27 protein-coding genes are annotated in these 24686 nt (G+C 44.3%); 22 read left to right on the forward strand and 5 right to left on the reverse strand.

Translation table 11 applies throughout. From position 1 onward, the window contains the following. Positions 1–58: 58 nt before the first annotated feature. Complete coding sequence (locus AB5217_RS00785; RefSeq protein ID WP_368112731.1) at positions 59–1885, reverse strand: DUF3987 domain-containing protein; 1827 nt, start codon at positions 1883–1885, stop codon at positions 59–61. A 27-nt stretch (positions 1886–1912) separates the two neighbouring features. Then, positions 1913–2542: a BT4734/BF3469 family protein gene (locus AB5217_RS00790; RefSeq protein ID WP_368112739.1), complete on the reverse strand. Its 630-nt coding sequence runs from the start codon at positions 2540–2542 to the stop codon at positions 1913–1915. 166 nt (positions 2543–2708) lie between these two features. On the opposite strand from AB5217_RS00790, the gene AB5217_RS00795 reads away from it, so the two are divergent. The 14 genes from AB5217_RS00795 (at position 2709) to AB5217_RS00860 (ending at position 14431) form a co-directional block, all read left to right on the forward strand. After that, positions 2709–2861 carry a hypothetical protein gene (locus tag AB5217_RS00795; RefSeq protein WP_008022717.1) on the forward strand — a complete coding sequence of 51 codons (153 nt, stop codon included), beginning with the start codon at positions 2709–2711 and terminating at the stop codon, positions 2859–2861. Then, positions 2858–2995 (forward strand): hypothetical protein, encoded by a 138-nt coding sequence (locus tag AB5217_RS00800; protein WP_157453726.1) that lies wholly within the window; start codon positions 2858–2860, stop codon positions 2993–2995. Before AB5217_RS00795 ends, AB5217_RS00800 begins: the two co-directional genes overlap by 4 nt. 98 nt (positions 2996–3093) lie before the next feature. Beyond that, positions 3094–4668 (forward strand): ATP-binding protein, encoded by a 1575-nt coding sequence (locus AB5217_RS00805; RefSeq protein WP_128131265.1) that lies wholly within the window; start codon positions 3094–3096, stop codon positions 4666–4668. Between the two features lie 32 nt (positions 4669–4700). Next, entirely contained in the window at positions 4701–6254 is a 1554-nt protein-coding gene (locus AB5217_RS00810; RefSeq protein WP_008776642.1) for an ATP-binding protein, read from the forward strand. A gap of 238 nt (positions 6255–6492) precedes the next feature. Beyond that, positions 6493–6918, forward strand: coding sequence for a SoxR reducing system RseC family protein (locus AB5217_RS00815; RefSeq protein ID WP_008776643.1), 426 nt, complete (start codon positions 6493–6495; stop codon positions 6916–6918). Positions 6919–6925: 7 nt separating this feature from the next. Next, positions 6926–7879: a Fe-S cluster domain-containing protein gene (locus AB5217_RS00820; RefSeq protein ID WP_004295582.1), complete on the forward strand. Its 954-nt coding sequence runs from the start codon at positions 6926–6928 to the stop codon at positions 7877–7879. 24 nt (positions 7880–7903) lie between these two features. Further along, positions 7904–9241, forward strand: coding sequence for an electron transport complex subunit RsxC (rsxC, locus tag AB5217_RS00825; RefSeq protein ID WP_008998542.1), 1338 nt, complete (start codon positions 7904–7906; stop codon positions 9239–9241). A 5-nt stretch (positions 9242–9246) separates the two neighbouring features. Beyond that, positions 9247–10239, forward strand: coding sequence for an RnfABCDGE type electron transport complex subunit D (locus AB5217_RS00830; RefSeq protein ID WP_004303572.1), 993 nt, complete (start codon positions 9247–9249; stop codon positions 10237–10239). Continuing rightward, entirely contained in the window at positions 10236–10982 is a 747-nt protein-coding gene (locus AB5217_RS00835; RefSeq protein ID WP_004309218.1) for an RnfABCDGE type electron transport complex subunit G, read from the forward strand. The genes AB5217_RS00830 and AB5217_RS00835 overlap by 4 nt, the downstream gene beginning before the upstream one ends. Before the next feature lie 14 nt (positions 10983–10996). Continuing rightward, positions 10997–11581: an electron transport complex subunit RsxE gene (rsxE, locus tag AB5217_RS00840; protein ID WP_004295586.1), complete on the forward strand. Its 585-nt coding sequence runs from the start codon at positions 10997–10999 to the stop codon at positions 11579–11581. A 22-nt stretch (positions 11582–11603) separates the two neighbouring features. Then, positions 11604–12176, forward strand: coding sequence for an electron transport complex subunit RsxA (gene rsxA / locus AB5217_RS00845; RefSeq protein WP_004295587.1), 573 nt, complete (start codon positions 11604–11606; stop codon positions 12174–12176). Between the two features lie 224 nt (positions 12177–12400). Then, positions 12401–13435, forward strand: a complete 1035-nt coding sequence (galE, locus tag AB5217_RS00850; RefSeq protein ID WP_004325755.1) for a UDP-glucose 4-epimerase GalE — start codon at positions 12401–12403, stop codon at positions 13433–13435. 323 nt (positions 13436–13758) lie between these two features. Next, positions 13759–14058 (forward strand): type II toxin-antitoxin system HigB family toxin, encoded by a 300-nt coding sequence (locus AB5217_RS00855; protein WP_004295589.1) that lies wholly within the window; start codon positions 13759–13761, stop codon positions 14056–14058. Positions 14059–14068: 10 nt separating this feature from the next. Next, positions 14069–14431 (forward strand): type II toxin-antitoxin system HigA family antitoxin, encoded by a 363-nt coding sequence (locus AB5217_RS00860; RefSeq protein ID WP_004295590.1) that lies wholly within the window; start codon positions 14069–14071, stop codon positions 14429–14431. A 32-nt stretch (positions 14432–14463) separates the two neighbouring features. Here the strand turns inward: AB5217_RS00860 and ispE are convergent, their stop codons facing one another. Beyond that, the gene (gene ispE, locus AB5217_RS00865; RefSeq protein ID WP_004325756.1) at positions 14464–15294 is read right to left on the reverse strand and encodes a 4-(cytidine 5'-diphospho)-2-C-methyl-D-erythritol kinase; all 831 of its coding nucleotides are present in this window, start codon (positions 15292–15294) and stop codon (positions 14464–14466) included. Between the two features lie 253 nt (positions 15295–15547). On the opposite strand from ispE, the gene dnaB reads away from it, so the two are divergent. The 6 genes from dnaB (at position 15548) to AB5217_RS00895 (ending at position 23007) form a co-directional block, all read left to right on the forward strand. After that, a complete protein-coding gene (gene dnaB / locus AB5217_RS00870) occupies positions 15548–17107 on the forward strand; it encodes a replicative DNA helicase (protein WP_004295592.1) in 1560 nt (519 codons plus the stop codon). 178 nt (positions 17108–17285) lie between these two features. Next, a complete protein-coding gene (pheT, locus tag AB5217_RS00875) occupies positions 17286–19748 on the forward strand; it encodes a phenylalanine--tRNA ligase subunit beta (RefSeq protein WP_004295594.1) in 2463 nt (820 codons plus the stop codon). A gap of 31 nt (positions 19749–19779) precedes the next feature. Next, a complete protein-coding gene (locus AB5217_RS00880) occupies positions 19780–20514 on the forward strand; it encodes a YebC/PmpR family DNA-binding transcriptional regulator (RefSeq protein WP_004295595.1) in 735 nt (244 codons plus the stop codon). 9 nt (positions 20515–20523) lie between these two features. After that, positions 20524–20769: a TIGR03905 family TSCPD domain-containing protein gene (locus AB5217_RS00885; protein WP_004295596.1), complete on the forward strand. Its 246-nt coding sequence runs from the start codon at positions 20524–20526 to the stop codon at positions 20767–20769. Between the two features lie 193 nt (positions 20770–20962). Further along, the gene (locus AB5217_RS00890; RefSeq protein WP_004295597.1) at positions 20963–22216 is read left to right on the forward strand and encodes an Nramp family divalent metal transporter; all 1254 of its coding nucleotides are present in this window, start codon (positions 20963–20965) and stop codon (positions 22214–22216) included. A gap of 29 nt (positions 22217–22245) precedes the next feature. Further along, on the forward strand, positions 22246–23007 hold the full coding sequence (locus tag AB5217_RS00895) for an exodeoxyribonuclease III (protein WP_004303567.1): 762 nt from the start codon (positions 22246–22248) through the stop codon (positions 23005–23007). Here AB5217_RS00895 and AB5217_RS00900 read toward each other — a convergent pair. Beyond that, entirely contained in the window at positions 23002–23409 is a 408-nt protein-coding gene (locus AB5217_RS00900; RefSeq protein ID WP_004303566.1) for a secondary thiamine-phosphate synthase enzyme YjbQ, read from the reverse strand. The genes AB5217_RS00895 and AB5217_RS00900 overlap by 6 nt on opposite strands. Before the next feature lie 11 nt (positions 23410–23420). Continuing rightward, positions 23421–23687: a hypothetical protein gene (locus AB5217_RS00905; protein WP_254029948.1), complete on the reverse strand. Its 267-nt coding sequence runs from the start codon at positions 23685–23687 to the stop codon at positions 23421–23423. Positions 23688–23778: 91 nt separating this feature from the next. Here AB5217_RS00905 and AB5217_RS00910 point away from each other — a divergent pair, with 91 nt between their 5' ends. After that, complete coding sequence (locus tag AB5217_RS00910) at positions 23779–24237, forward strand: C-GCAxxG-C-C family protein (protein WP_004295601.1); 459 nt, start codon at positions 23779–23781, stop codon at positions 24235–24237. Positions 24238–24390: 153 nt separating this feature from the next. Beyond that, a complete protein-coding gene (locus AB5217_RS00915; protein ID WP_004295603.1) occupies positions 24391–24591 on the forward strand; it encodes a winged helix-turn-helix domain-containing protein in 201 nt (66 codons plus the stop codon). The last annotated feature ends 95 nt before the right edge of the window (positions 24592–24686 follow it).

Genomic DNA, 24686 nt, shown 5'->3' on the forward strand with positions numbered 1-24686 from the left:
TACCAGTCCAAACGATTACAGTAAGTAAGGCGGGGACAGTGGGGACACTTTCCCCGTTTCACTCATACACACACGCACGCGCGTAACTTCCTTTGCCGTCTACACTGATTAGCTTACCTTGTCGGGTGAGACGTTTCAGCCAGGTGATGGCGGTGCTTTTGTTGATACCCAGAGCTGTTGCTTTTTCCAGCAACTCCGTGCGGGTAAATTCCTTACCCAGTTGCTGGAAGAGGAAATCCCGGTCGGCATTGGGCCGGTGGCTGACTTCCGTGTTGGGGAGGAATGACAGGATATGCATGGCGTGACAGTAGAGAGGTTCCGCCAAATTTAATACGGCGTGGAAGTCTTCCGCCGAGATGGATACGTTCCAGCGGGTGACGATGCCGTCCTTGCGGTTGTCCGAAGGAATAGACTTGTCGGGTGTGAAGGGGGAGGAGGAGGAAATTTGGAGGCTGTAGGGATTCGGGTGTTCGAGCGCGCGCAACACGGCTACTTCCGACATGATCCTGCACAAATTGATAGCCATACGCGCCACAAAGCTATACATTTCTCTGTCGTTGGCTATGCTCGAACGATCGAACAACTCCGAAAAGACGGCGTCAATTTCGTTTTTCTGCTCGTTCGTGAGCTGCAGCGTGTGGATACCATTCTTCTTTATCACGTCCAGTTGTTTTTTCCATTCCAGTCCCAGAGCGTTGAATACCTCTTCCCAGTCTGTTTCGTTGTCTACAAACTGGCTGACCCATTTGTCGATTCCGTACATGTAGTAGTACAACTGGCGGGAGGATCCTCCGTCTTCCGTTGTCGGGATGAAGGCTTTCACTTGGAGTGGGGTGCCCGACATCAGGAGCGAAAGGCAGACTTTTTTTGTTTCCCGATATTCTTGGTTACCGCGACGGTTGTAGGACAAGAAGTCGTGGTCGAACGCTTTGCGCAGCGTGTCGCTCCAATGGCCGTGTTCCGATCCGATGGCGGTGGACAGTGTGTCGGCTTCCGACTCGAAGATAAGTCCTGTACCTTCGGAGTCCATAATGTTTTGTAGAATGCCTGTGCCGGTGTTGTTGCCCGAAATCAAGAACATTTTGTTAGGGGGCATTTGCGGGACTTCCATTTTCGACCGCTCTTTTCCCATCGCGTCGTATTCGGCTTTTTCTTTTTTATAGATCTTCATTTGCTCCGCCACTTTCGCGCGAATCTCGTCATGGATGGGTTGCACGAGCAGGCGGAGGTAGGAGAGGATGCCTTTGCCGGAAGCAGAGGGCGCCACGATGAAACATTGGAGGCTGGGATAATAGTATTTGCCGCCATAGAGGCATCGCACGTGGCGCGACATGCAAGCTCCCAGTGCGGTGAATGCTCCCATCAGCATGATGTCGCGTTGAATCTCATTTTTCGCAACTTTGATGATACGCTGCAGGAGTTTCGGCCAGTTTGCTTCCGGCAGAGTGGGGAGCGGGTGTTGCGGATCGCTACCGGATAGTAGTTCTTCTTTTTCTTCTGTGATCGTTTCTTCGTCTGTTTCCTCATTTGCCACCTTATTATACGCGCGTGCCTGTGTGAGAATTTGAGGGGCTGTCCTCACTGTCCCCACTGTCTCCACATAGCTGATGGCGACTCCCGTCGCTTCGGCCAGGTGGAAAGCGGTGCCCAGGTGCACTTCTCCGCGTTGGGTGTGGAGTGCGTTGGAGAATACCCGTTCGGCATGTTCGCGCTGATACTTGGGAGACACCCGGCATAGGCGGTGAAAAAACTCACGTCCTGCTTCGCCGCAATCCGTTGCGATGGCGAATGACAATTGTACGTATTCAAGATAAGTGGGAGCAATGTCCGCTCCTGCCGCTTCGACTGCTTCGGTGAGACGGCATAAAGATTCAATATCAGTCATTTGGATTTATGATTTTTGATTTATGATTTATTCGTTGGTGGTTCTGAACAATGCTTCCGGGTCGTAACTAAGGAAACAGGATCTCACGAGGTCTTTGCCGGAGAAATCTACTTTGGATTTTGTTTCGGAAGAAACTGCTGTTACCGTATTGTATGCCGTCTCTACGTACCGCATCGCCCAACTCATGTTGTCTGTGATATTTTGGACATCATTTGTCGTGGAGGAATAATGGCAGGGAACAAATGCCTTTACACCCAGTCCGCTGGGGCTGACAAATGTGAGTACAGGTTGTAGGAGAGGATCGTCATAGAGCATACGTCGCATTTCCACTGCTTCCTGATAAGAGTGGAGACCGTCCACATCTACTATCACTAGGTGAGACGGGGAGACGAAATCCTTACTGCTACGGCGGGTGAATGTGCCGCAGGGGGTCACATATGGTAGTAATGACGCTTTGGCGGTTCGTATATCTTCGGAGTTGCGTACTTGTTCGGTCAGGGCTTTGAGATTCTCGTTGCAAGTAATCATTTGGAAAACTTGTTTGATGGAGACTTCGCAGAAGGGGATAAGCGTGGGAGGAGTCATCAGTCGGCCTTGTTTGTCTTTGATAGGAGCGATAGGTGGCATGAAATAGGACATTCTGTAGTTGTTTGGCATCATTTTCTTTTTGTTTCAAGTTAAAATATTTATTTTTGCAAAAAATATGAGTGTGTTTCAAAACACGGCGTAAAATTAGTAAATGCAAAATAGACATCGTCCCGACATGTTGGGATGAAAGTGAAAATAATTAACCGTTACGGTGTGATTTTAACAATAAAAAAGAATGGAAAATGAAAAAGGTTTTTATGTAGCTTTAGGAGTTTACATAGGAGAGTTGCAAAAGCGTGCGGATTTGAAAAATGACGAAATATGCAAGAGCGTACACATCGGCCACTCTACTTTTAATGATTTAAAAAAGGGGCAAAACGCCCATTGAGTGATTACGTAAAAGTGGTGGAGTGCTGCTTGGATGCCTTCAATGAAGAGGAAGCCGGAGTTATCTGGGATGAATGGAGGAGAATGTATTTTCAGTACAGGAGAAGAAAAGAGGAGGAGAGAGGAGAACGGTGAAAAAACAGATAAAGTAAAAGTGGCAGGCGGGAAAAAGTTTCCCGCCTGCAGTCTTTATGAATGGATTTTTTTGTAGCTTTGTGAAAAATAAGATTAATATGGAAGATTTGCAAAGATTATATCCTATCGGGATACAGACTTTCTTTAAGATACGTGAGGGGAATTTTCTCTATATTGACAAGACGGAATATGTGTACCGGATGACGCATTCGGCTTCCAGCTATCTGTTTCTAAGCCGTCCCCGACGTTTCGGGAAATCTTTGCTTACCAGTACCATTCACTGTTATTTCGAGGGACGGAAGGATTTGTTTGAGGGACTGGCCATAGAGACATTGGAGAAGGAATGGATACAACACCCGGTGTTGCACTTCGACATGAGTACCGCTAAACATGTGGACAGGGAGCAACTGAACGCGGAACTGGAATTGAAACTCATGGCTTATGAGGAGATTTATGGGCGTGTAGAAGAGGAACTGTATGTGAATCAGCGTCTGGAGGGACTTATAAAACGCGCTTACAAGCAGACAGGTAAAAAAGTGGTTGTCTTGATAGACGAATATGACGCTCCTCTGCTCGATGTGGTTCATGAAGAAAAGAATTTGCCACAGTTACGTAATGTGATGCGTAATTTTTACAGTCCGTTAAAGGCGTGTGATCCTTATCTGCGCTTTGTTTTTCTTACGGGTATAACCAAGTTTTCGCAACTTAGCGTGTTCAGTGAACTTAATAATATCACCAATGTGAGTATGCTGCCTGATTATGCTGCCATTTGCGGTATCACTGCTGAAGAACTCCGTACTCAAATGGCTCCCGATGTAAAGCATCTGGCTACCCGGTTGGGAATTACTGCAGAGGAGATGTTGGACAAACTGAAGGAAAATTATGACGGTTATCATTTTTCGTGGCCGTCGCCCGACGTTTTCAATCCTTTCAGTTTGCTGAAGGCGATGGCTTTGGGAGAGATCGGCTCTTATTGGTTTGAGAGTGGCACGCCCACTTATATCATAGAGATGCTGCGTAAATATGCTGTGTTGCCATCAGAAATTGGTGGCGAGGAAGCGTCTCCCAGTGATTTTAACGTGCCTTTGGAGTTGGCGACTAATTATATGCCGTTGCTTTATCAGGCCGGTTACCTTACGATAAAGGGTGCGGATTTGGAATTTGACGCATATATGCTTGATATTCCAAACAAAGAGGTGCGTGTCGGTCTGATGAAAAGCCTGATTCCCTCTTATGTGACGAGTGACAGTCATGAGGTGAACAGTGTGGTGCGTAATTTGGCGCGTAACATTGTGCGGGGAGATATGGACGAGGCTTTGAAGCTGCTTCAGGCTTTTCTTTCCACTGTGCCTTATTGCGACAACACGGATTATGAGGGACATTACCAGCAGATGCTATATGTGATATTCTCATTGCTGGGCATTTATACCGATGTGGAGGTGCACACGCTGAAAGGACGAGTGGATATGGTACTTCGCACCAAGACTACTCTTTATCTGGTAGAGCTGAAATTGAATCAAAATGCGAAGACTGCCATGAAGCAAATTGATTTGCAGCAATATGCAGATCGTTTTGCTCTTTGCGGGCTTCCGGTGGTAAAGGTCGCGATTAATTTTAGTGCGGAGACTCGGACAATTGCTGATTGGGTGATTTCAAGAGAGACGTACGCATAGTTGCATTGTAATTTAAATAATTTTAGAAGAGTATGAGTAGCAAGATATACCCCATTGGCATACAGAACTTTGAAAAAATCCGGACAGACGGTTATTTCTATATTGATAAGACTGCTTTGATTTATCAGATGGTGAAGACAGGCAGTTATTATTTCTTGAGCCGTCCCCGTCGTTTTGGAAAAAGTCTGTTGATATCTACGCTTGAAGCGTATTTCTTGGGCAAGAAAGAGCTTTTTGAGGGCTTGGCCATGGAAAAGCTGGAAAAGGATTGGATTACATATCCTATTTTTCATATGGACTTGAATACGGAGAAGTATGATACGCGGGAGAGCCTGGATAGTATATTGAATTTCACATTGGAGAAATGGGAACAGCAATATGGCACCGCTCCGTCAGAAACAACTTTTGCATTGCGTTTTCGCGGCCTTATTGAACGGGCTTACAAGCAAACCGGGCAACGGGTTGTCATTCTGATTGATGAATATGATAAGCCCATGTTACAAGCAATAGGTAATGAGGAGCTTCAGAAGGAATTCCGTAATACCATGAAAGCTTTTTATAGTGTGCTGAAGACCATGGATGGTTGTATTCAATTTGCATTTTTGACGGGAGTGACGAAATTCGGTAAGGTAAGCGTATTTAGCGATTTAAATAATCTCGATGACATCTCCATGCGGAATCAATACATAGATATTTGCGGAGTTTCTGAAAAAGAACTGCATGACGATCTGGAAATTGAACTGCACGAACTGGCAGATATAAAAGGGGTGAGTTATCATGAAATCTGCGACAAACTGCGGGAGTATTATGATGGTTACCACTTTACACACAATTCTATCGGAATATATAATCCGTTCAGTCTGCTGAATACTTTTAAATATAAAGAGTTTGGAAGTTATTGGTTCGAGACGGGGACTCCTACTTATTTGGTGGAATTGCTGAAAAAACATCATTATGATTTGAGACGTATGGCGCATGAGGAAACAAGTATCTCTGTACTGAATAGCATTGATTCTGCATCGGACAATCCTATCCCGGTGATTTATCAGAGCGGTTATCTCACTATCAAAGGGTATGACGAAGAATTTGGAATTTATAGTTTAGGCTTCCCTAATCGCGAAGTAGAGGAAGGATTTATTAAATTTTTGCTTCCCTTTTATGCGAATACCAATGCGGTAGAGTCGGAGTTTGAAATACAGAAGTTTGTTCGTGAAATACGTATCGGAGATTATGATTCTTTTTTCCGTCGTCTCCGGAGTTTCTTTGCTGATACTCCTTATGAGCTTATCCGTGATTTGGAATTGCATTATCAGAATGTACTTTTTATTGTCTTTAAGTTGGTCGGGTTTTATGTGAAAGCGGAATACCACACAAGTGAAGGGCGCATCGATTTAGTTCTGCAAACTGATAAGTTTGTTTATGTGATCGAATTCAAACTTGACGGGACGGCGGAAGATGCCTTACGACAAATCAATGAGAAACATTATGCACTTCCTTTTGAAGCTGGCGGCAATCGCCGATTATTTAAAATAGGAGTGAACTTTAACGCGAAAATGCGTAATATTGAGAAATGGATAGTGGAGTAATCCGCGAAATAATTGATAGAAAATCCCGGCTGAATAAATAAAAAGGCCGGGATTTTTTTTGTTTAGGATGTCTATTTGTCATTCTTGGGAAATATCAAATGGTAGCCATACCTTTTCCGTGTGCGATAACGAAAACACAAAAAATAACATTTTATTAGGTAGAAAAAGTTTGAGGAATGCTTCGTAGTTCACAAATAATGATTAAATTTGCCGCGATTTGTAATGCGGAGTTTGCAAAATGACGAATAATACTATAAAGCATCTAGGTATTGTGGAAAACATACAGGGTTCTCATCTGTCGGTGAGGATTGTCCAGACATCGGCTTGTGCGGCATGTAGCGCAAAGGGGCATTGTTCCTCGGCGGATAGTAAGGACAAAATCATAGATATCATAGATACCGCAGCTTCTTCCTATCAGGTGGGAGAGAAGGTGATGGTGGTCGGCGAAACGTCGATGGGCATGATGGCGGTATTGTTGGCTTTCGTACTTCCTTTCGTACTTCTTATATTTTCGTTGTTTCTTTTGATGGCATTGATAGAGAATGAACTGTATGTAGCTCTTCTTTCTCTGGCTGTCCTTATACCTTATTATTTCGTTTTATGGCTTAACAAAACGCGACTCAAACAACAATTTTCATTTACTATAAAACCAATAAATAACTAAAAACATTATGAATTTGATTCTGATTGCAGTGATTTCATTGGGAGCTATAGCGCTCGTGCTGGCCGCTATTCTTTATGTGGCTTCCAAGAAATTTGCCGTGTATGAAGACCCGCGGATTGCCCAGGTGGGAGAAGTGCTTCCCCAGGCTAATTGTGGTGGATGTGGCTATCCCGGTTGTAGCGGCTTTGCCGACGCTTGCGTCAAAGCCGGTTCGCTGGATGGTAAATTCTGCCCCGTAGGCGGACAGCCTGTCATGGCACAAATTGCTGATATCCTAGGGCTTGCAGCCGGAGAAGCTGAACCGATGGTAGCAGTGGTAAGATGTAACGGAACGTGTATGAATCGTCCGCGTATTAATCAGTACGACGGTGCGAAGAGTTGCGCTATTGCCGCTTCGCTCTATGGTGGGGAAACGGGTTGTAGTTACGGATGTCTGGGGTGTGGTGACTGTGTGGCTGCCTGCCAGTTCGATGCCATCCACATGAATCCTGAAACAGGACTTCCGGAAGTGGATGAAGCGAAATGTACCGCTTGCGGTGCCTGTGTGAAGGCTTGTCCGAAGGCGATCATCGAAATCCGTCCGCAAGGAAAGAAATCACGCCGTGTGTATATCTCTTGTGTGAATAAAGACAAGGGAGCTGTGGCACGCAAGGCTTGTACGGTGAGTTGTATCGGCTGTGGCAAATGCGTGAAGACTTGTCCGTTCGAAGCTATCACGTTGGAGAACAACTTGGCTTACATCGATCCGCACAAGTGCAAATCTTGCCGGAAATGTGTGGAAGTCTGTCCGCAGAATACCATTATCGAATTGAATTTCCCGCCGAGGAAACCGAAAGAAGAAGCTCCGGCTGCTCCAAAACCGGCTGCTGTTTCTAAAGAAGCGGTGGAAACTCCTGCACCGGCGGCAAAAGTGGAAACTCCTGCTGAAAAGGCTACAGAAGCTCCGAAAGTAACAGAATAATAACAGAATAAAATACAGAACTGTATGTTAAAGACATTTTCAATTGGTGGAGTTCATCCACACGAAAATAAATTGTCGGCACATCAACCTATTATCACAGCGGAAGTTCCTGCAAAGGCTGTTATTTTGCTGGGGCAGCACATTGGTGCGCCTGCAAAACCGGTTGTAGCGAAAGGGGATGTGGTAAAGGTAGGCACTAAGATTGCTGAACCTGCCGGCTTTGTTTCGGCGGCAATTCACTCTTCGGTCAGTGGTAAAGTGGCGAAGATTGATACTATTGTCGATGCCAGCGGTTATGCGAAACCTGCTATCTTTATCGATGTGGAAGGCGACGAATGGGAAGAAACAATCGACCGTAGCGCCACACTGGTGAAGGAATGTGAGCTTTCCGCAGAAGAGATCGTGAAGAAAATTGCCGATGCCGGAATCGTTGGTCTGGGCGGTGCTTGTTTCCCTACACAGGTGAAACTTTGTCCTCCTCCTTCTTTTAAAGCTGAATGTGTGATTATCAATGCCGTAGAGTGTGAACCTTATTTGACTGCCGACCATCAGCTGATGCTGGAACACGCGGAAGAAATCATGGTAGGTGTTTCCATCCTGATGAAAGCGGTGAAAGTGAACAAGGCATTTATCGGAATCGAAAATAATAAGCCCGATGCTATCGAACTGATGACTAAAGTAGCTTCCAGCTATGCAGGCATCGAAGTCGTTCCCTTGAAGGTGAAATATCCGCAAGGAGGTGAAAAGCAGCTGATCGATGCGATCACCAAACGTCAGGTGGCGAGCGGTGCGTTGCCTATCTCTACGGGAGCAGTCGTGCAGAACGTGGGAACGGCGTTTGCCGTTTATGAAGCTGTGCAGAAGAATAAACCGTTGTTTGAACGGGTGATTACCGTGACGGGAAAGTCGGTTGCGAAGCCGTCCAACTTCCTGGCTCGTATCGGTACACCGATGAAACAGTTGATTGACGCTTGCGGTGGTTTGCCCGAAGATACGGGTAAGGTGATCGGCGGTGGTCCGATGATGGGTAAGGCGTTGGTAAATATCGAGGTTCCTACTGCGAAGGGCAGTTCCGGCATCCTGATTATGAACCGGAAGGAAGCCAAACGTGGTGAAGCTCAAACCTGCATCCGTTGCGCGAAGTGCGTGAGTGCCTGTCCGATGGGACTGGAACCGTACTTGCTCGGAGCCTTGTCTGAAAACGGAGATTTTGAAACAATGGAAAAAGAAAGAATCATGGATTGTATTGAGTGCGGCTCTTGCCAGTTCACTTGTCCTGCCAACCGTCCGCTGCTCGACTATTGTCGTCTGGGTAAAGGCAAAGTGGGAGCTATGATTCGTGCACGTCAAGCTAAAAAATAACGAATATGGAAAATAAATTAATCGTATCACTATCGCCCCACGTTCATGGCGGAGACAGCGTACAGAAAAATATGTATGGCGTGCTGATTGCACTGATTCCGGCTTTTCTGGTGTCTCTCTATTTCTTCGGACTGGGTGCCCTGATTGTCACGGCTACTTCCGTTGCGGCTTGTTTGTTCTTCGAATGGGCGATCGGAAAATATTTAATGAAGAAACCGACCACCACCATCTGCGACGGCTCTGCCATCATCACGGGTGTGTTGCTGGCATTTAATTTACCGTCTAACCTGCCTATCTGGATTATCATCCTCGGTGCACTGTTTGCTATCGGTGTAGGTAAGATGTCTTTCGGCGGATTAGGCTGCAATCCTTTCAACCCGGCATTGGCAGGCCGCGTATTCCTGCTGCTTTCTTTCCCGGTGCAGATGACCAGCTGGCCGGTAGTCGGACAGTTGACCGCTTATACGGATGCTACCACCGGTGCCACTCCGCTGGCCTTGATGAAGCAAGCCATTTACGGTGACACTGCCGCTTTAAGCCAGATTCCGGACGCATTGACTTTGCTGATCGGACAGAATGGCGGATGCTTGGGTGAAGTGAGTGCACTGGCTCTGCTGATCGGACTCGTTTATATGCTCTGGAAGAAAATCATCACCTGGCATATTCCTGTGTCTATCCTGGCTACTGTGTTTGTCTTTGCAGGCATCATGCACCTGGCAGATCCGGAAAAATACGTTTCTCCGGTATTGCAGTTGCTTTCCGGTGGTCTGATGCTGGGTGCTGTCTTTATGGCAACCGACTATGTGACTTCTCCGATGAGTAAGAAAGGGATGCTGATCTATGGTGTATGTATCGGTCTGCTGACAGTAGTTATCCGTCTGTTCGGCGCCTATCCCGAAGGTATGTCGTTCGCCATCCTGATTATGAATGCGTTCACTCCGCTGATTAACACCTATTGTAAACCAAAACGCTTTGGGGAGGTAGCGAAGAAGAAATGAAAAAGTTAGAATCATCTTTAAAGAATATGTTGCTGGTACTTACGGGAGTGACTGCTATTTCCGTTGCGTTGCTGGCTTATGTAAATGAACTGACAAAAGGTCCCATTGCCGAAGCGAACGCGAAGACACTGAACGAGGCCTTGAAAAAGGTTCTTCCCGAATTTACCAATAATCCGGTAGCGGAAAGCGATACGATCTTCAGCGAGAAAGACGGAAAGAAGAATGTTGACTTTATCGTTTATCCGGCTAAGAACGGTGAAGAACTTGTAGGAACCGCTGTTGAAGCTAAATCAATGGGATTTGGCGGTGAACTGAAAGTGTTGGTAGGCTTTAATGCCGAAGGGAAAATCTATAACTACTCTCTGTTGGCTCACACGGAAACTCCGGGATTGGGCTCTAAAGCCGACAAATGGTTCGGAGCGTATGATCCTGCGAAAGGAGAAAAGGCAGTATCTCACGAAGAGAGTACGAAATCTATTTTGGGTATGAATCCGGGTGAAGCTCCGTTGACCGTCAGTAAAGATGGGGGAGCAGTGGATGCCATCACGGCTTCTACCATTACTTCACGCGCTTTCTTGAATGCCGTGAATGCTGCTTATCAAGCCTATAAGGCCGAAGGCGGGGAAGTGAATGGTGTAACCGGTGCTTCTCAAAAAGCGAAAGGCGCGGACGCAGATGCTGCTGACGCTGCTACGGGAGCTACGATCAAAGTTGAACTAACTGATTCAGTCAGTGCTAAATAAGAAAGGAGACAGATATGAATAACTTTAAAGTAATGATGAACGGGATTATTAAAGAGAATCCTACGTTTGTACTCCTGCTCGGTATGTGTCCTACATTGGGTACTACATCATCGGCTATCAATGGTATGGGCATGGGACTGGCTACCATGTTCGTATTGATCTGCTCGAATGTGGTGATCTCTTTAATAAAGAACCTGATTCCGGACATGGTGCGTATCCCATCGTTTATTGTGGTGATTGCGTCTTTCGTGACCTTGCTTCAAATGGTGATGCAGGCTTACGTGCCGGGACTATATGCTACACTCGGTCTTTTCATTCCGTTGATTGTAGTGAACTGTATTGTACTGGGACGTGCCGAAGCCTTCGCTGCCAAGAATAACGCAGTCGCTTCTATGTTCGACGGTATCGGTATGGGGCTTGGCTTTACCATCGCCCTGACTTTACTGGGTGCTGTCCGCGAGTTTTTGGGAACCGGTAAAATCTTCGATTTGACCATCATGCCGGAAGAATATGGGATGTTGGTGTTTGTATTGGCTCCGGGCGCTTTCATCGCTTTGGGATACCTCATAGCGTTGATTAACAGTTTCAAGAAAGCCTAATTCAATTAAATAAGAAAAGAATATGGAATATATATTGATATTTATTTCGGCAATCTTTGTAAACAACATCGTGTTGTCGCAGTTCCTGGGTATCTGTCCGTTCCTGGGCGTATCCAAGAAGGTGGAAACTGCGATGGGTATGAGCGCTGCGGTTGCTTTCGTGTTGACCATCGCTACCATCGTCACTTTCCTGATTCAGAAGTTTGTACTGGATGTTTTCGGACTGGGATACTTACAGACGATTACATTCATCCTGGTGATTGCCGGATTGGTGCAGATGGTGGAAATCATCCTGAAAAAGGTATCTCCGGCCCTGTATCAGGCTTTGGGTGTGTTCTTGCCGCTGATTACAACGAACTGTTGTATTCTTGGTGTCGCTATCCTGGTGATTCAGAAAGACTATGACCTGCTGACAGGTGTTGTATACGCATTCTCTACGGCTATCGGCTTCGGTCTGGCACTGGTGCTTTTTGCCGGATTGCGCGAACAGATGAGCCTTGTGAAAATTCCGAAAGGAATGCAAGGAACTCCGATTGCTTTGATTACCGCCGGTTTGCTTGCTATGGCATTCATGGGATTCTCCGGCGTGGTGTAAGGATTTACAGTTGATAATTAAATAGAGGATTGGAAGCTCTGCTGTGTGGCGACATACAGGTTAGAGTTTCCAATTCTTTTTTATACCTAAATGCTACCAAATCGTACCTTAATTACTTTTCAGCAAATAAATTTGTGGCAGATTATTGCAATTCCATTTTATTTCCATACATTTGTAACTCAAACAATAATAAGCCGAGAAACTAACCATTTTTTATAAAGTATATGAAAGAAAGAATTTTAGTAACAGGCGGGACAGGATACATTGGGTCTCATACTGTTGTAGAACTACAAAACAGTGGATATGAAGTAATCATCATCGATAATTTATCAAATTCAAGTGCCGACGTTGTTGACAATATAGAGAAAGTTTCCGGTATTCGCCCAGTTTTTGAAAAGCTGGACTGTTTGGACTTTGCCGGTCTGGATGCAGTATTTGCAAAATATAAAGGAATTAAGGCAATCATTCACTTTGCAGCTAGCAAAGCAGTAGGAGAGTCGGTACAAAAACCGTTGCTTTACTACCGTAATAACCTGGTTTCTTTGATTAACCTTCTCGAACTGATGCCAAAACATGGAGTAGAAGGTATTGTGTTCTCTTCTTCTTGTACAGTATACGGTCAGCCGGACGAGCTGCCGGTAACGGAAAAAGCTCCGATCAAGAAAGCGGAATCACCTTATGGAAATACCAAACAGATCAATGAAGAGATTATTCGTGATACGGTAGCTTCAGGTGCTCCGATCAATGCGATCATGTTGCGCTATTTCAACCCGATTGGCGCGCATCCTACTGCATTGTTGGGTGAACTGCCTAACGGGGTTCCTCAAAACCTGATTCCATATCTGACCCAGACAGCCATCGGTATCCGTGAGAAACTTAGCGTGTTTGGTGACGATTATGATACACCGGACGGTTCTTGTATCCGTGACTTTATCAATGTCGTTGACTTGGCTAAAGCACACGTGATTGCTATCCGTCGTATCTTGGAAAAGACACAAAAAGAAAAAGTAGAAGTATTTAATATTGGTACAGGACGTGGTGTTTCTGTATTGGAATTAATAAATGGCTTTGAAAAAGCCACTGGCGTAAAATTGAATTATCAGATTGTCGGACGTCGTGCAGGCGACATTGAAAAAGTTTGGGCTAACCCGGATTTTGCTAATAAAGAGCTGGGTTGGAAAGCCGTAGAAACTTTAGAAGATACTTTACGCTCTGCATGGAACTGGCAGCTGAAACTCCGTGAAAGAGGGATTCAATAAAAGAGAAACTTGTTTTAAATAACATAAAAGTTTAAACAAATCGTGCATGCGATTTGTTTAATTGATGCTAATCGACCTGAAGCTGTTTATGAGTATGCGAATATACGTAGATAGTACTTATGCCTCCCCGGCATAGACAGGAAAGATTGCATAGTAGTTTTGTCGTGTTTTATTTTGTGTTTGTGTTGTGACGGTACTACGACGTGAGTCGTGGTACCGTTTTTTGGTACGCCCAGCATGGATGTTCTGTTTTATAAAATATTTAGCACTAATTCTTTTGTTATCCAAAATTATTTTGTAATTTTGTATCAAATGAATAAGATATGAGAGTAGTATCACATAAGAAATTGAAAGATTTCTACGAGACGAAAGGGTGTGAAGATTCACGTGTTGCTTTAGAACGTTGGTATGATATAGCGGAAAAAGCAGAATGGCGGAATTTGTCTGATATAAAAGCGGATTTTCTATCGACTGATTATGTGGGCAATCAACACTATGTTTTTAATATCAGAGGGAACAACTATCGGCTGGTAGTGGTTGTTAAATTTACGGTGGGATACATTTTTGTCCGTTGGGTGGGAACTCATAAAGAGTATGATAAAATAGATTGTTCAACTATATAATATAATAGATATGACTAAAATAACGAAAGAACAATACGAATTTGCATTGGCAAGAGTCGAAGAACTTCTGCCTTTGGTGGACGACAGCACTCCTGCAAATGACAAGAGCATGGTGGAGCTTTCTGTTATGTCTGATATAGTGATTGCGTATGAGAAGGAACATTTTCCTATAGAAAAACCAACCGTAGCAGAATTGATAGAATTGTCCCTTGAAGAAAAGGGAATGACACAAAAACAGCTTGCCAGTGAAATAGGGGTTAGCCCTTCACGCGTGAATGATTATATTTCGGGTCGCTCGGAACCTACTTTAAAAATAGCTCGCTTGCTTTGCCGGGTACTCAATATACACCCCGCTGCCATGTTGGGATTTTGAAAAAATAGTCAAAACATAATTGTTAGTGAGATTTATTTGTTTAATGTACCTTTGAAGCAGAATACGTCAGTTCCCCAATCAATTTCCGGTAAGACGAATCCGGGAGCAAACAGCCCGAATACGGATGAGCCGGAGCCGCTCATGGATGCGTAGATTGCTCCTTGATGATAGAGTTCTTCTTTGATTTCTCCAATGACGGGATGTTGCGGGAATACACTTGCTTCGAAATCATTGATTAACGTATCCTTCCATTCTTGTACAGGACGCTGGATTGCCTCCCTAACCGGATATTTCGGACGATGGGGATGAATGTTTGAAAAGGCTTCCCGGGTGGAAACAAAAACATTCGGTTTTATAATCATGATTTGGTAGCCGTTTAATGAAAGTTCGACCGGGGAGAAGATGTTTCCAATTCCCTCGGCAAATATCGGTCTGTTTTTGATAAAGAAAGCGCAGTCTGCTCCCAAAGTGGCAGCGTATACTTCCAATTGTTCTTCGGATACTCCCAGCTGATAATGATCGTTGAGCAACTTTAGCATGAAAGCGGCATCCGATGATCCTCCTCCCAGTCCGGCTCCTGAAGGGATGTGCTTGTATAAGTGGATTTCGACAGGAGGGAGATGAAATTCCTTATCCATCAATAAATAGGCTTTTACTACCAGATTGTCTTCAGGGTTACCGGCTATTTCCATTCCATGTTGGTGGAGAGTGAATTTTCGGTCAGCGTTAGGGGAGGTACGGATTTCCAGTGCGTCTTCCAGAGCCACCGGATAGAAAACTGTTTCCAGATTGTGGTATCCGTCCGGGCGTTTTTCCGTGATGGAAAGTCCCAGGTTTATTTTGATATTGGGAAAAGCAATCATATTTCTATTTACTATTTTACTATTTACTATTTTACTATTTACTATTTACAGTGCTTCACATTACAATTAATCATAGCTGGATAATGTGAATCGGGAGCAAAGTTACTAAAATCTTCATTTTTCCTTATTCATTCTTCGTGATTATATTCTATCTTTGTCGTCTCGACTGGAAGAATTCCGTGATAAATGTGATAATAGAGTCTGTCCAGTCGTAAAATAATAAATAGTAAATCGTAAAATAGTAAATATCTCGATGGCCGAACAGAAAAGAAATACCCGCAATTCAAAGTCTACTAAAATACAACCGGTAAATGATTATGGTCGTATTCAGCCGCAGGCGCCTGAACTGGAAGAAGCAGTTTTGGGAGCTTTAATGATTGAAAAGGACGCTTATTCATTGGTGAGTGAAATTCTTCGTCCCGAATCATTTTACGAACGCCGGCATCAGTTGATTTATTCTGCTATCGTCGATCTTGCGGTGAACCAGAAACCGGTGGATATTCTGACTGTAAAGGAACAACTTAGTAAACGCGGAGACTTGGAAGAGGTGGGAGGTCCCTTCTATATTACTCAATTGAGTAGTAAAGTGGCTTCATCCGCACATATTGAATACCATGCCCGTATTATTGCACAGAAATCGCTGGCGCGTGAGTTGATAACGTTTACGAGCAATATCCAGAGTAAAGCGTTTGACGAGACCCTGGACGTGGACGACTTGATGCAGGAAGCGGAAGGTAAGCTTTTCGAGATCTCACAGCAGAATATGAAAAAAGATTATACGCAGATCAATCCGGTGATTGACGAAGCCTATAAACTAATTCAGAAAGCTGCGGCTCGAACCGATGGTTTGAGTGGTCTGGAGAGTGGTTTCACGAAACTTGATAAGATGACTTCGGGTTGGCAGAATTCCGACCTTATTATTATAGCTGCCCGTCCTGCTATGGGTAAGACTGCTTTCGTTCTTTCAATGGCTAAGAATATTGCGGTGGATTACCGGAACCCGGTGGCGTTGTTCTCTCTTGAAATGAGTAACGTTCAGTTGGTGAACCGTTTGATTGCGAATGTCTGCGAGATTCCGAGCGAGAAAATCAAAAGCGGGCAGTTGGCAAATTATGAATGGCAACAACTGGACTATAAACTGAAGAATCTGATGGATGCACCGCTTTACGTGGATGATACGCCGTCTCTGTCTGTGTTTGAACTTCGAACCAAAGCGCGTCGTTTGGTACGCGAACATGGGGTGCGAATCATCATCATTGACTACCTTCAGTTGATGAATGCGAGTGGGATGGCGTTTGGTAGCCGTCAGGAAGAGGTTAGTACCATTTCCCGTTCGTTGAAAGGATTGGCGAAGGAGTTGAGTATTCCGATTATCGCACTGTCACAGTTGAATCGTGGTGTGGAAAGTCGTGAAGGTATTGACGGTAAACGACCGCAGTTGAGTGACCTTCGTGAATCGGGAGCCATCGAGCAGGATGCCGATATGGTGTGCTTTATCCACCGTCCGGAATACTATAAGATATTTCAGGATGATCGTGGTAATGACCTGCGCGGTATGGCGGAAATTGTAATCGCCAAGCATCGTAACGGTGCGGTAGGCGAGGTGTTGCTCCGCTTTAAGGGTGAGTTTACCCGTTTCTCTAATCCGGAGGACGATATGGTGATTCCGATGCCGGGCGAGCCTGCAGGAGCTATGTTAGGATCGAAAATGAATACAGGTAATGCTGGTTCCATACCTCCTCCCGCACCTGATTTTGCACCGCAGACGGAGAATCCATTCGGAGCACCGGGAGATGGACCGTTACCATTTTAGTTAATAGTTGATAGTTGATAACTGATAGTGAAAATGCTCTGCGCAACATTTCTTCTATCTGTATGTTATTCCGCATGGTAACTATCAACTATAAACTTTTTTATCTAACCTTCTCGGTCAACCGAAAAATCTTATTAACTTTGCAAATCTTTTTGAGAAACAATAAAAAATTAAATATATGAATATCTCTTATAACTGGCTGAAAGAGTATGTCAACTTCGACCTGACGCCCGATGAAACGGCTGCTGCGTTGACGTCTATTGGCTTGGAAACAGGTGGTGTAGAAGAAGTGCAAACCATTAAAGGTGGTTTGGAAGGACTTGTGATTGGTGAAGTGCTGACCTGCACGGAACATCCTAATTCTGACCATTTGCATATTACTACTGTTAATCTGGGAGACGGTGAACCGGTACAGATTGTTTGTGGTGCCCCGAATGTGGCTGCCGGACAGAAAGTGGTGGTAGCTACTTTAGGTACGAAACTTTATGACGGTGACGAATGTTTTACCATCAAGAAATCAAAAATCCGTGGGGTGGAATCTACTGGTATGATTTGTGCTGAAGACGAAATCGGTATCGGTACGGATCATGCAGGTATTATCGTATTGCCGGAAAATGCTGTTCCGGGTACGCTTGCCAAGGATTATTATAATATCAAGAGCGACTATGTGCTTGAAGTGGACATCACGCCTAACCGTGCGGATGCTTGCTCTCACTATGGGGTGGCTCGTGACTTGTACGCTTATCTGATTCAGAACGGCAAACAGGCTACTTTGCAACGTCCGTCGGTAGACGGCTTTAAAGTGGAAAACCATGACTTGAATATTGAAGTGAAGGTGGAAAACAGCGAAGCTTGTCCGCATTATGCCGGTGTTACGGTGAAAGGTGTCACTGTGAAGGAAAGCCCGGAATGGCTGCAAAACAAATTGCGTCTGATCGGGGTGCGTCCTATTAATAATGTAGTGGATATTACTAATTATATCGTTCATGCTTTCGGTCAGCCGTTGCATTGCTTCGATGCCGGAAAGATAAAAGGCAATGAAGTAATTGTAAAGACAATGCCGGAAGGAACTCCGTTCGTTACGCTGGATGAGGTGGAACGTAAATTGAACGAACGCGACCTGATGATTTGTAACAAGGAAGAGGCCATGTGTATTGCCGGTGTATTCGGCGGACTGGACTCCGGTTCTACGGAAGCTACGACAGATGTATTCATTGAAAGTGCTTATTTCCATCCTACATGGGTGCGTAAGACAGCCCGCCGTCATGGCTTGAATACGGATGCTTCTTTCCGTTTCGAACGCGGTATCGATCCGAACAGTGTGATATATTGCTTGAAACTGGCTGCTTTGATGGTTAAAGAACTGGCTGGCGGTACGATTTCTTCTGAAATAAAAGACGTGTTCACTACTCCTGCACCCGATTTTATAGTTGATCTGGCTTATGAGAAAGTACATTCTTTGGTAGGAAAAGTAATTCCGGTAGAGACGATCAAGAGCATTGTGACCAGCCTGGAAATGAAGATCACTAATGAAACGGCGGAAGGGCTGACATTAGCTGTTCCTCCTTATCGTGTAGACGTGCAGCGTGATTGTGACGTGATTGAAGATATTCTTCGTATCTACGGATATAACAATGTTGAAATCCCGACTACACTGAACTCCAGCCTGACTACCAAAGGTGAACATGATAAATCGAATAAATTGCAGAACCTGATTGCAGAGCAATTGGTGGGCTGCGGATTTAATGAGATCCTGAACAACTCATTGACGCGTGCTGCTTATTATGATGGTATGGAGACTTATCCGTCCAACCACCTGGTGATGTTATTGAATCCGTTGAGTGCGGATTTGAACGCTATGCGTCAGACTTTGCTGTTCGGTGGACTGGAAAGTATTGCTCATAATGCAAATCGTAAGAATGCTGATTTGAAGTTCTTCGAATTCGGTAATTGCTATCATTTCGATGCTGACAAGAAGAATGAAGAGAAGGTATTGGCTCCTTACTCGGAAGATTATCACTTGGGCTTGTGGGTAACTGGTAAGAAGGTTTCCAATTCATGGGCACATGCAGATGAGAACAGTTCGGTATATGAATTGAAGGCTTATGTAGAAAATATATTGAAGCGTCTGGGACTGGATTTGCACAATCTGGTTGTCGGTAATCTGACGGACGATATTTTTGCTGCCGCACTTTCTATCAATACGAAGGGGGGTAAGCGTCTTGCTTCCTTCGGTATTGTGACTAAGAAGCTGTTGAAAGCATTTGATATCGACAATGAAGTGTATTTTGCCGACTTGAACTGGAAGGAACTGATGAAAGCTATCCGTTCTGTGAAGATCAGCTACAAGGAAATCTCCAAGTTCCCTGCTGTGAAACGTGACTTGGCATTGTTGCTTGACAAGAATGTGCAGTTTGCCGAAATCGAAAAGATTGCTTACGAAACAGAGAAGAAGCTGTTGAAAGAAGTGGAACTCTTCGATGTGTACGAAGGTAAGAATCTGGAAGCAGGCAAGAAGTCGTATGCGGTGAGCTTCCTGCTTCAGGATGAGAGCCAGACTTTGAATGATAAGATGATTGATAAGATCATGTCGAAACTGGTGAAGAACTTGGAAGATAAGCTGGGTGCCAAACTTAGATAAACTTAAAATTTCAATCTAAAAATATAAACCAATGGGAAGAGCATTTGAATATAGAAAGGCCGCTAAACTGAAAAGATGGGGCCACATGGCTAAAACATTTACAAGACTGGGTAAACAAATCGCGATAGCTGTAAAGGCAGGCGGTCCGGAACCTGAAAATAACCCGACTTTGCGTTCGGTGATCGCTACTTGTAAGCGTGAAAATATGCCGAAGGATAATATTGAACGTGCTATCAAAAACGCAATGGGTAAAGACCAGAGCGACTACAAGAGCATGACTTACGAAGGATACGGTCCTCACGGTATTGCTGTATTTGTGGATACGCTGACAGATAACACAACCCGTACGGTGGCTGACGTTCGTTCGGTATTTAATAAGTTTGGCGGTAATCTCGGTACAATGGGATCTCTCGCGTTCCTGTTCGACCACAAATGTGTATTCACTTTCAAGAAGAAAGACGGATTGGATATGGAAGAACTGATTCTGGATCTGATCGATTATGATGTGGAAGATGAATACGAAGAGGATGATGAAGAAGGAACAATCACTATCTATGGTAATCCCAAGAGCTATGCCGCTATTCAGAAACACCTGGAGGAGTGTGGCTTTGAAGATGTCGGTGGAGACTTCACTTATATCCCGAACGACATGAAAGAGGTGACTCCGGAACAGCGCGAAACATTGGATAAGATGATCGAACGTTTGGAAGAATTTGACGATGTGCAGACTGTTTATACCAATATGCAGCCGGAAGAGGGAGAATAAGACAAGGTTATGGAATATGTGTATAGAACCCAGGGAACTTGCAGCACCAACATCGAACTGAATGTGGAAGATGGAGTGGTGAAAGAAGTTGCTTTCTGGGGAGGATGTAATGGTAACCTTCAAGGTATTTCCCGCCTTGTGAGAGGAATGAAGGTAGCGGATGTTATCGCAAAACTTGAAGGAGTGCATTGTGGTGGCAGACCGACTTCATGTCCTGACCAATTGTGTCGTGCATTACATGAGATGGGATATTAATCGACTTCTTTTATTTTTGTAAAATTTGATATTTTTCAAGACCTTCGGCAATTTATTTTGTCGAGGGTCTTTTTTTTGCGGGAATCCATAGGGGGCCGGGCGTTGTTTACTTACTTGTCGGTATTTTGAACTAAAATTGACCTTCACTCGTTATTTATAAGTATATTTGTAAGGTTAAAACTATTATGCAAAAATGAAGAATATTTTTCAAGACTTAAAACGCAAAGATCATAAACGCTATCTGGGTGGACTGGATGTTTTTAAATATATTGGTCCGGGGCTTCTGGTTACGGTAGGATTTATTGATCCGGGAAACTGGGCTTCTAACTTCGCCGCCGGTTCCGAATTTGGCTATTCCTTACTTTGGGTGGTTACATTGTCTACTATTATGCTGATTGTGCTTCAGCACAACGTTGCCCACCTGGGGATTGTTACCGGACTTTGCCTTTCGGAGGCGGCCACTAAATACACTCCCAAATGGGTGTCGCGACCTATTCTTGGTACGGCGGTATTGGCGTCGATTTCTACTTCTTTAGCGGAAATTCTGGGAGGTGCCATTGCGTTGGAAATGCTCTTTGATATTCCTATTATATGGGGAGCTGTGTTGACTACGCTTTTTGTCTCTATCATGCTTTTCACTAATTCGTATAAAAAGATAGAGCGTTCCATCATTGCATTTGTCTCCGTTATCGGGCTTTCGTTTATCTACGAACTGTTTCTGGTGGAAATAGACTGGCCGGCTGCGACAGCAGGGTGGGTGACTCCTTCTTTTCCGAAAGGAAGTATGCTGATTATCATGAGTGTGTTGGGAGCGGTAGTGATGCCTCATAATCTGTTTCTTCATTCGGAGGTGATACAGAGTCACGAATATAATAAGAAAGATGATGCTTCTATTAAGAAGGTTTTGAAATATGAGTTGTTTGATACTCTTTTCTCTATGATTGTCGGCTGGGCGATTAACAGTGCCATGATTCTTCTGGCTGCCGCTACTTTCTTTAAAAGCGGTATTCAGGTAGAGGAACTGCAACAGGCTAAGTCATTGCTCGAACCTTTGTTGGGAAGTAATGCTGCCATCGTATTTGCACTGGCATTGCTGATGGCGGGTATTTCATCCACCATTACGAGCGGAATGGCGGCAGGTTCCATCTTTGCGGGTATTTTCGGTGAATCGTATCATATCAAAGACAGCCACTCGCAGGTAGGAGTCCTTTTATCTCTGGGAATTGCCTTATTGCTGATTTTCTTTATTGGAGATCCTTTCAAAGGATTGATTATTTCGCAGATGATACTTAGTATTCAATTACCTTTCACGGTATTTTTGCAGGTGGGACTGACGTCTTCCCGAAAGGTGATGGGAGATTATGTCAATAGTCGTTGGAGCACGTTTGTGTTGTATTCGATTGCCATTATTGTTTCGGTACTGAATATCATGCTTTTGTTTTCATAAAATGAATATAAATCAATACATATAGATCGATGAAGATTATTACTTATAATGTGAACGGACTACGTGCCGCCGTATCTAAAGGTTTGCCGGAATGGCTGGCGCAGGAGAATCCTGATATTCTTTGTCTGCAAGAAACGAAACTGCAACCGGACCAGTATCCGGGAGAGGTGTTTGAAGCGTTGGGTTACAAGTCTTATTTGTATTCGGCGCAGAAGAAAGGATACAGTGGAGTGGCCATACTTACCAAGCAGGAACCGGACCATGTGGAATATGGGATGGGAATGGAGGCTTATGATAATGAAGGACGTTTTATCCGGGCGGATTTCGGAGACTTATCGGTAGTCAGTGTTTATCACCCTTCGGGAACGAGCGGGGACGAACGCCAGGCTTTTAAAATGGTGTGGCTGGAAGATTTTCAAAAGTATGTGATGGAGTTGCAGAAGTCCCGTCCCAATTTGATTCTTTGTGGCGATTATAATATCTGCCATGAGCCGATCGACATTCATGATCCTGTCCGGAATGCAACAAACAGTGGTTTCCTTCCTGAAGAGCGGGAGTGGATGACACGTTTCCTGTCTGCGGGGTATGTTGATTCTTTCCGTACGCTTTGTCCCGAAAAACAGGAATATACCTGGTGGAGCTATCGTTTTAATTCGCGTGCCAAAAATAAGGGCTGGAGAATTGACTATTGCATGGTTAGTGAGCCGGTACGCCCGCTGTTGAAACGTGCGTATATCCTGAATGAGGCCGTACATTCCGATCATTGTCCGATGGCGTTGGAAATATTATAGGATAGTAATACTCAATTTACGGGTGTCTCCTCCGTCGCGAAATTCGCAGAGGTAGACACCTTGCCATGTTCCCAGGTTCAGGCGGTGATTCTTGATGGGGATAGTGACCGAGCTTCCTATCAGGGAGGCTTTTATATGGGCGCTCATATCGTCGGGGCCTTCGAGGGTATGGATGAAATAGGGGGCACCGTCGGGAACCAGTTTATTAAAGAATGTCTGGAAGTCATGCCGTACGTCCGGGTCTGCATTTTCGTTGATAGTTAGTCCGGCAGAGGTGTGTTTGATAAAGATTACCAGTAGGCCACTTTCGGGAAGTGCTGGTAGTTGTGAAATGATATCACGCGTGATTAAATGAAATCCACGCGGGTAATGAGGGAGTTGAATATCGAATGTTGTAGCCATTGTTTTATCTCTTAGAATTTGGAGGGTGGATTCAGGTCCACATAGGGGTCGTTGATAGCTGACGCCATCATTGCATTGACGGCAATTCCTGCATCCTCTTTATAATTTCTTCTCTTGTTCCATTCACGTACATCTTTGAGAGTGACATCACGTTTCTTTCTGTTTTTGGGAAAACCACTTTTTCTTTTCCTGTCAGCATATTCATCCTTTCTGGCTGCGCTTATCATAGCTTGGATGGCAATGGCTGTCGATTCTTTATATGAAATAGTTTTGTTCATATTTTCTTTTTTTGATTTTAATCTTTACGCCCTATCTGATGCAAAGATACTTTTTTATATTTTTGTGCGAAATAAAAATGCAAAATAGTTTATGGAAGATAGAATACAGAAAGCAGTGGAGCTTTTTAAGAGCGGATATAACTGTTCACAGTCGGTAGTAGCGGCCTTTGCGGATATGTATGGATTTACACAGGAACAGGCGTTGCGTATGGGTGCTTCCTTTGGCGGGGGGATAGGACGAATGCGTGAAACGTGTGGAGCTGCCTGCGGTATGTTTTTGGTGGCGGGCTTGGAAACCGGCGCTACGGAAGCGACAGACCGGGAAGGAAAAGCTGCCAATTATGCGGTGGTGCAAGAACTGGCGGCTGAATTTAAGAAGCGTAACGGCTCGCTGATTTGTGGCGAATTGTTGGGATTAAAGAAAAAAGATCCCGTTTCAACGATTCCGGAAGAGCGTACTGCTCAATATTATAGCAAGCGTCCCTGTGCAAAAATGGTGGAAGAAGCGGCAAGAATTTGGTCTGAATATCTCGAAAAGCATCCTAAATGAAAGAAAAAATGCTTTTTTATTACAAAAACGATAAAAAAGTGCTCAATAAAGTGTTATATAACATAAAAATAACTATCTTTGTCCCCGAAATAAAATCTGAAAGTCTTTTTGACCGGATGATTTTAAGCATGTCTAACTAAAATTGCAAAGCAAATGTTGAAAGAAAAAGCTGGTGTAATTGCAGGTACTATCTGGAATGCACTGAACGAAACAGAAGGAATGACTGCCAAGCAGCTTAAAAAAGCAACTAAATTGGTTGACAAAGATCTGTTCCTCGGCCTTGGCTGGTTATTGAGAGAAGACAAAGTCTCTGTGGAAGAAGTTGAAGGTGAACTCTTCATCAAATTGATCTAAGCGAGTAACTCACTTAAGCAATAAAAAAATGCGTTGGTACATGATCATAATGTTATCAACGCATTTTTTTTTATTCCGCCATTTACGTATCTTTG

The sequence above is a fragment of the Bacteroides sp. MSSM.1001136sp1_RTP21357st2_D2_RTP21359_211015 genome, from assembly GCF_040913205.1.
Lineage (GTDB): Bacteria > Bacteroidota > Bacteroidia > Bacteroidales > Bacteroidaceae > Bacteroides > Bacteroides ovatus.

Coding starts and splice junctions, on each gene's coding strand:
- AB5217_RS00785 (WP_368112731.1), bottom strand. CDS start 1,885: ATGACTGATATTGAATCTTTATGCCGTCTCACCGAAGCAGTCGAAGCG.
- AB5217_RS00790 (WP_368112739.1), bottom strand. CDS start 2,542: ATGCCAAACAACTACAGAATGTCCTATTTCATGCCACCTATCGCTCCT.
- AB5217_RS00795 (WP_008022717.1), top strand. CDS start 2,709: ATGGAAAATGAAAAAGGTTTTTATGTAGCTTTAGGAGTTTACATAGGA.
- AB5217_RS00805 (WP_128131265.1), top strand. CDS start 3,094: ATGGAAGATTTGCAAAGATTATATCCTATCGGGATACAGACTTTCTTT.
- AB5217_RS00810 (WP_008776642.1), top strand. CDS start 4,701: ATGAGTAGCAAGATATACCCCATTGGCATACAGAACTTTGAAAAAATC.
- AB5217_RS00815 (WP_008776643.1), top strand. CDS start 6,493: ATGACGAATAATACTATAAAGCATCTAGGTATTGTGGAAAACATACAG.
- AB5217_RS00820 (WP_004295582.1), top strand. CDS start 6,926: ATGAATTTGATTCTGATTGCAGTGATTTCATTGGGAGCTATAGCGCTC.
- rsxC (WP_008998542.1), top strand. CDS start 7,904: ATGTTAAAGACATTTTCAATTGGTGGAGTTCATCCACACGAAAATAAA.
- AB5217_RS00830 (WP_004303572.1), top strand. CDS start 9,247: ATGGAAAATAAATTAATCGTATCACTATCGCCCCACGTTCATGGCGGA.
- AB5217_RS00835 (WP_004309218.1), top strand. CDS start 10,236: ATGAAAAAGTTAGAATCATCTTTAAAGAATATGTTGCTGGTACTTACG.
- rsxE (WP_004295586.1), top strand. CDS start 10,997: ATGAATAACTTTAAAGTAATGATGAACGGGATTATTAAAGAGAATCCT.
- rsxA (WP_004295587.1), top strand. CDS start 11,604: ATGGAATATATATTGATATTTATTTCGGCAATCTTTGTAAACAACATC.
- galE (WP_004325755.1), top strand. CDS start 12,401: ATGAAAGAAAGAATTTTAGTAACAGGCGGGACAGGATACATTGGGTCT.
- AB5217_RS00855 (WP_004295589.1), top strand. CDS start 13,759: ATGAGAGTAGTATCACATAAGAAATTGAAAGATTTCTACGAGACGAAA.
- AB5217_RS00860 (WP_004295590.1), top strand. CDS start 14,069: ATGACTAAAATAACGAAAGAACAATACGAATTTGCATTGGCAAGAGTC.
- ispE (WP_004325756.1), bottom strand. CDS start 15,294: ATGATTGCTTTTCCCAATATCAAAATAAACCTGGGACTTTCCATCACG.
- dnaB (WP_004295592.1), top strand. CDS start 15,548: ATGGCCGAACAGAAAAGAAATACCCGCAATTCAAAGTCTACTAAAATA.
- pheT (WP_004295594.1), top strand. CDS start 17,286: ATGAATATCTCTTATAACTGGCTGAAAGAGTATGTCAACTTCGACCTG.
- AB5217_RS00880 (WP_004295595.1), top strand. CDS start 19,780: ATGGGAAGAGCATTTGAATATAGAAAGGCCGCTAAACTGAAAAGATGG.
- AB5217_RS00885 (WP_004295596.1), top strand. CDS start 20,524: ATGGAATATGTGTATAGAACCCAGGGAACTTGCAGCACCAACATCGAA.
- AB5217_RS00890 (WP_004295597.1), top strand. CDS start 20,963: ATGAAGAATATTTTTCAAGACTTAAAACGCAAAGATCATAAACGCTAT.
- AB5217_RS00895 (WP_004303567.1), top strand. CDS start 22,246: ATGAAGATTATTACTTATAATGTGAACGGACTACGTGCCGCCGTATCT.
- AB5217_RS00900 (WP_004303566.1), bottom strand. CDS start 23,409: ATGGCTACAACATTCGATATTCAACTCCCTCATTACCCGCGTGGATTT.
- AB5217_RS00905 (WP_254029948.1), bottom strand. CDS start 23,687: ATGAACAAAACTATTTCATATAAAGAATCGACAGCCATTGCCATCCAA.
- AB5217_RS00910 (WP_004295601.1), top strand. CDS start 23,779: ATGGAAGATAGAATACAGAAAGCAGTGGAGCTTTTTAAGAGCGGATAT.
- AB5217_RS00915 (WP_004295603.1), top strand. CDS start 24,391: ATGTTGAAAGAAAAAGCTGGTGTAATTGCAGGTACTATCTGGAATGCA.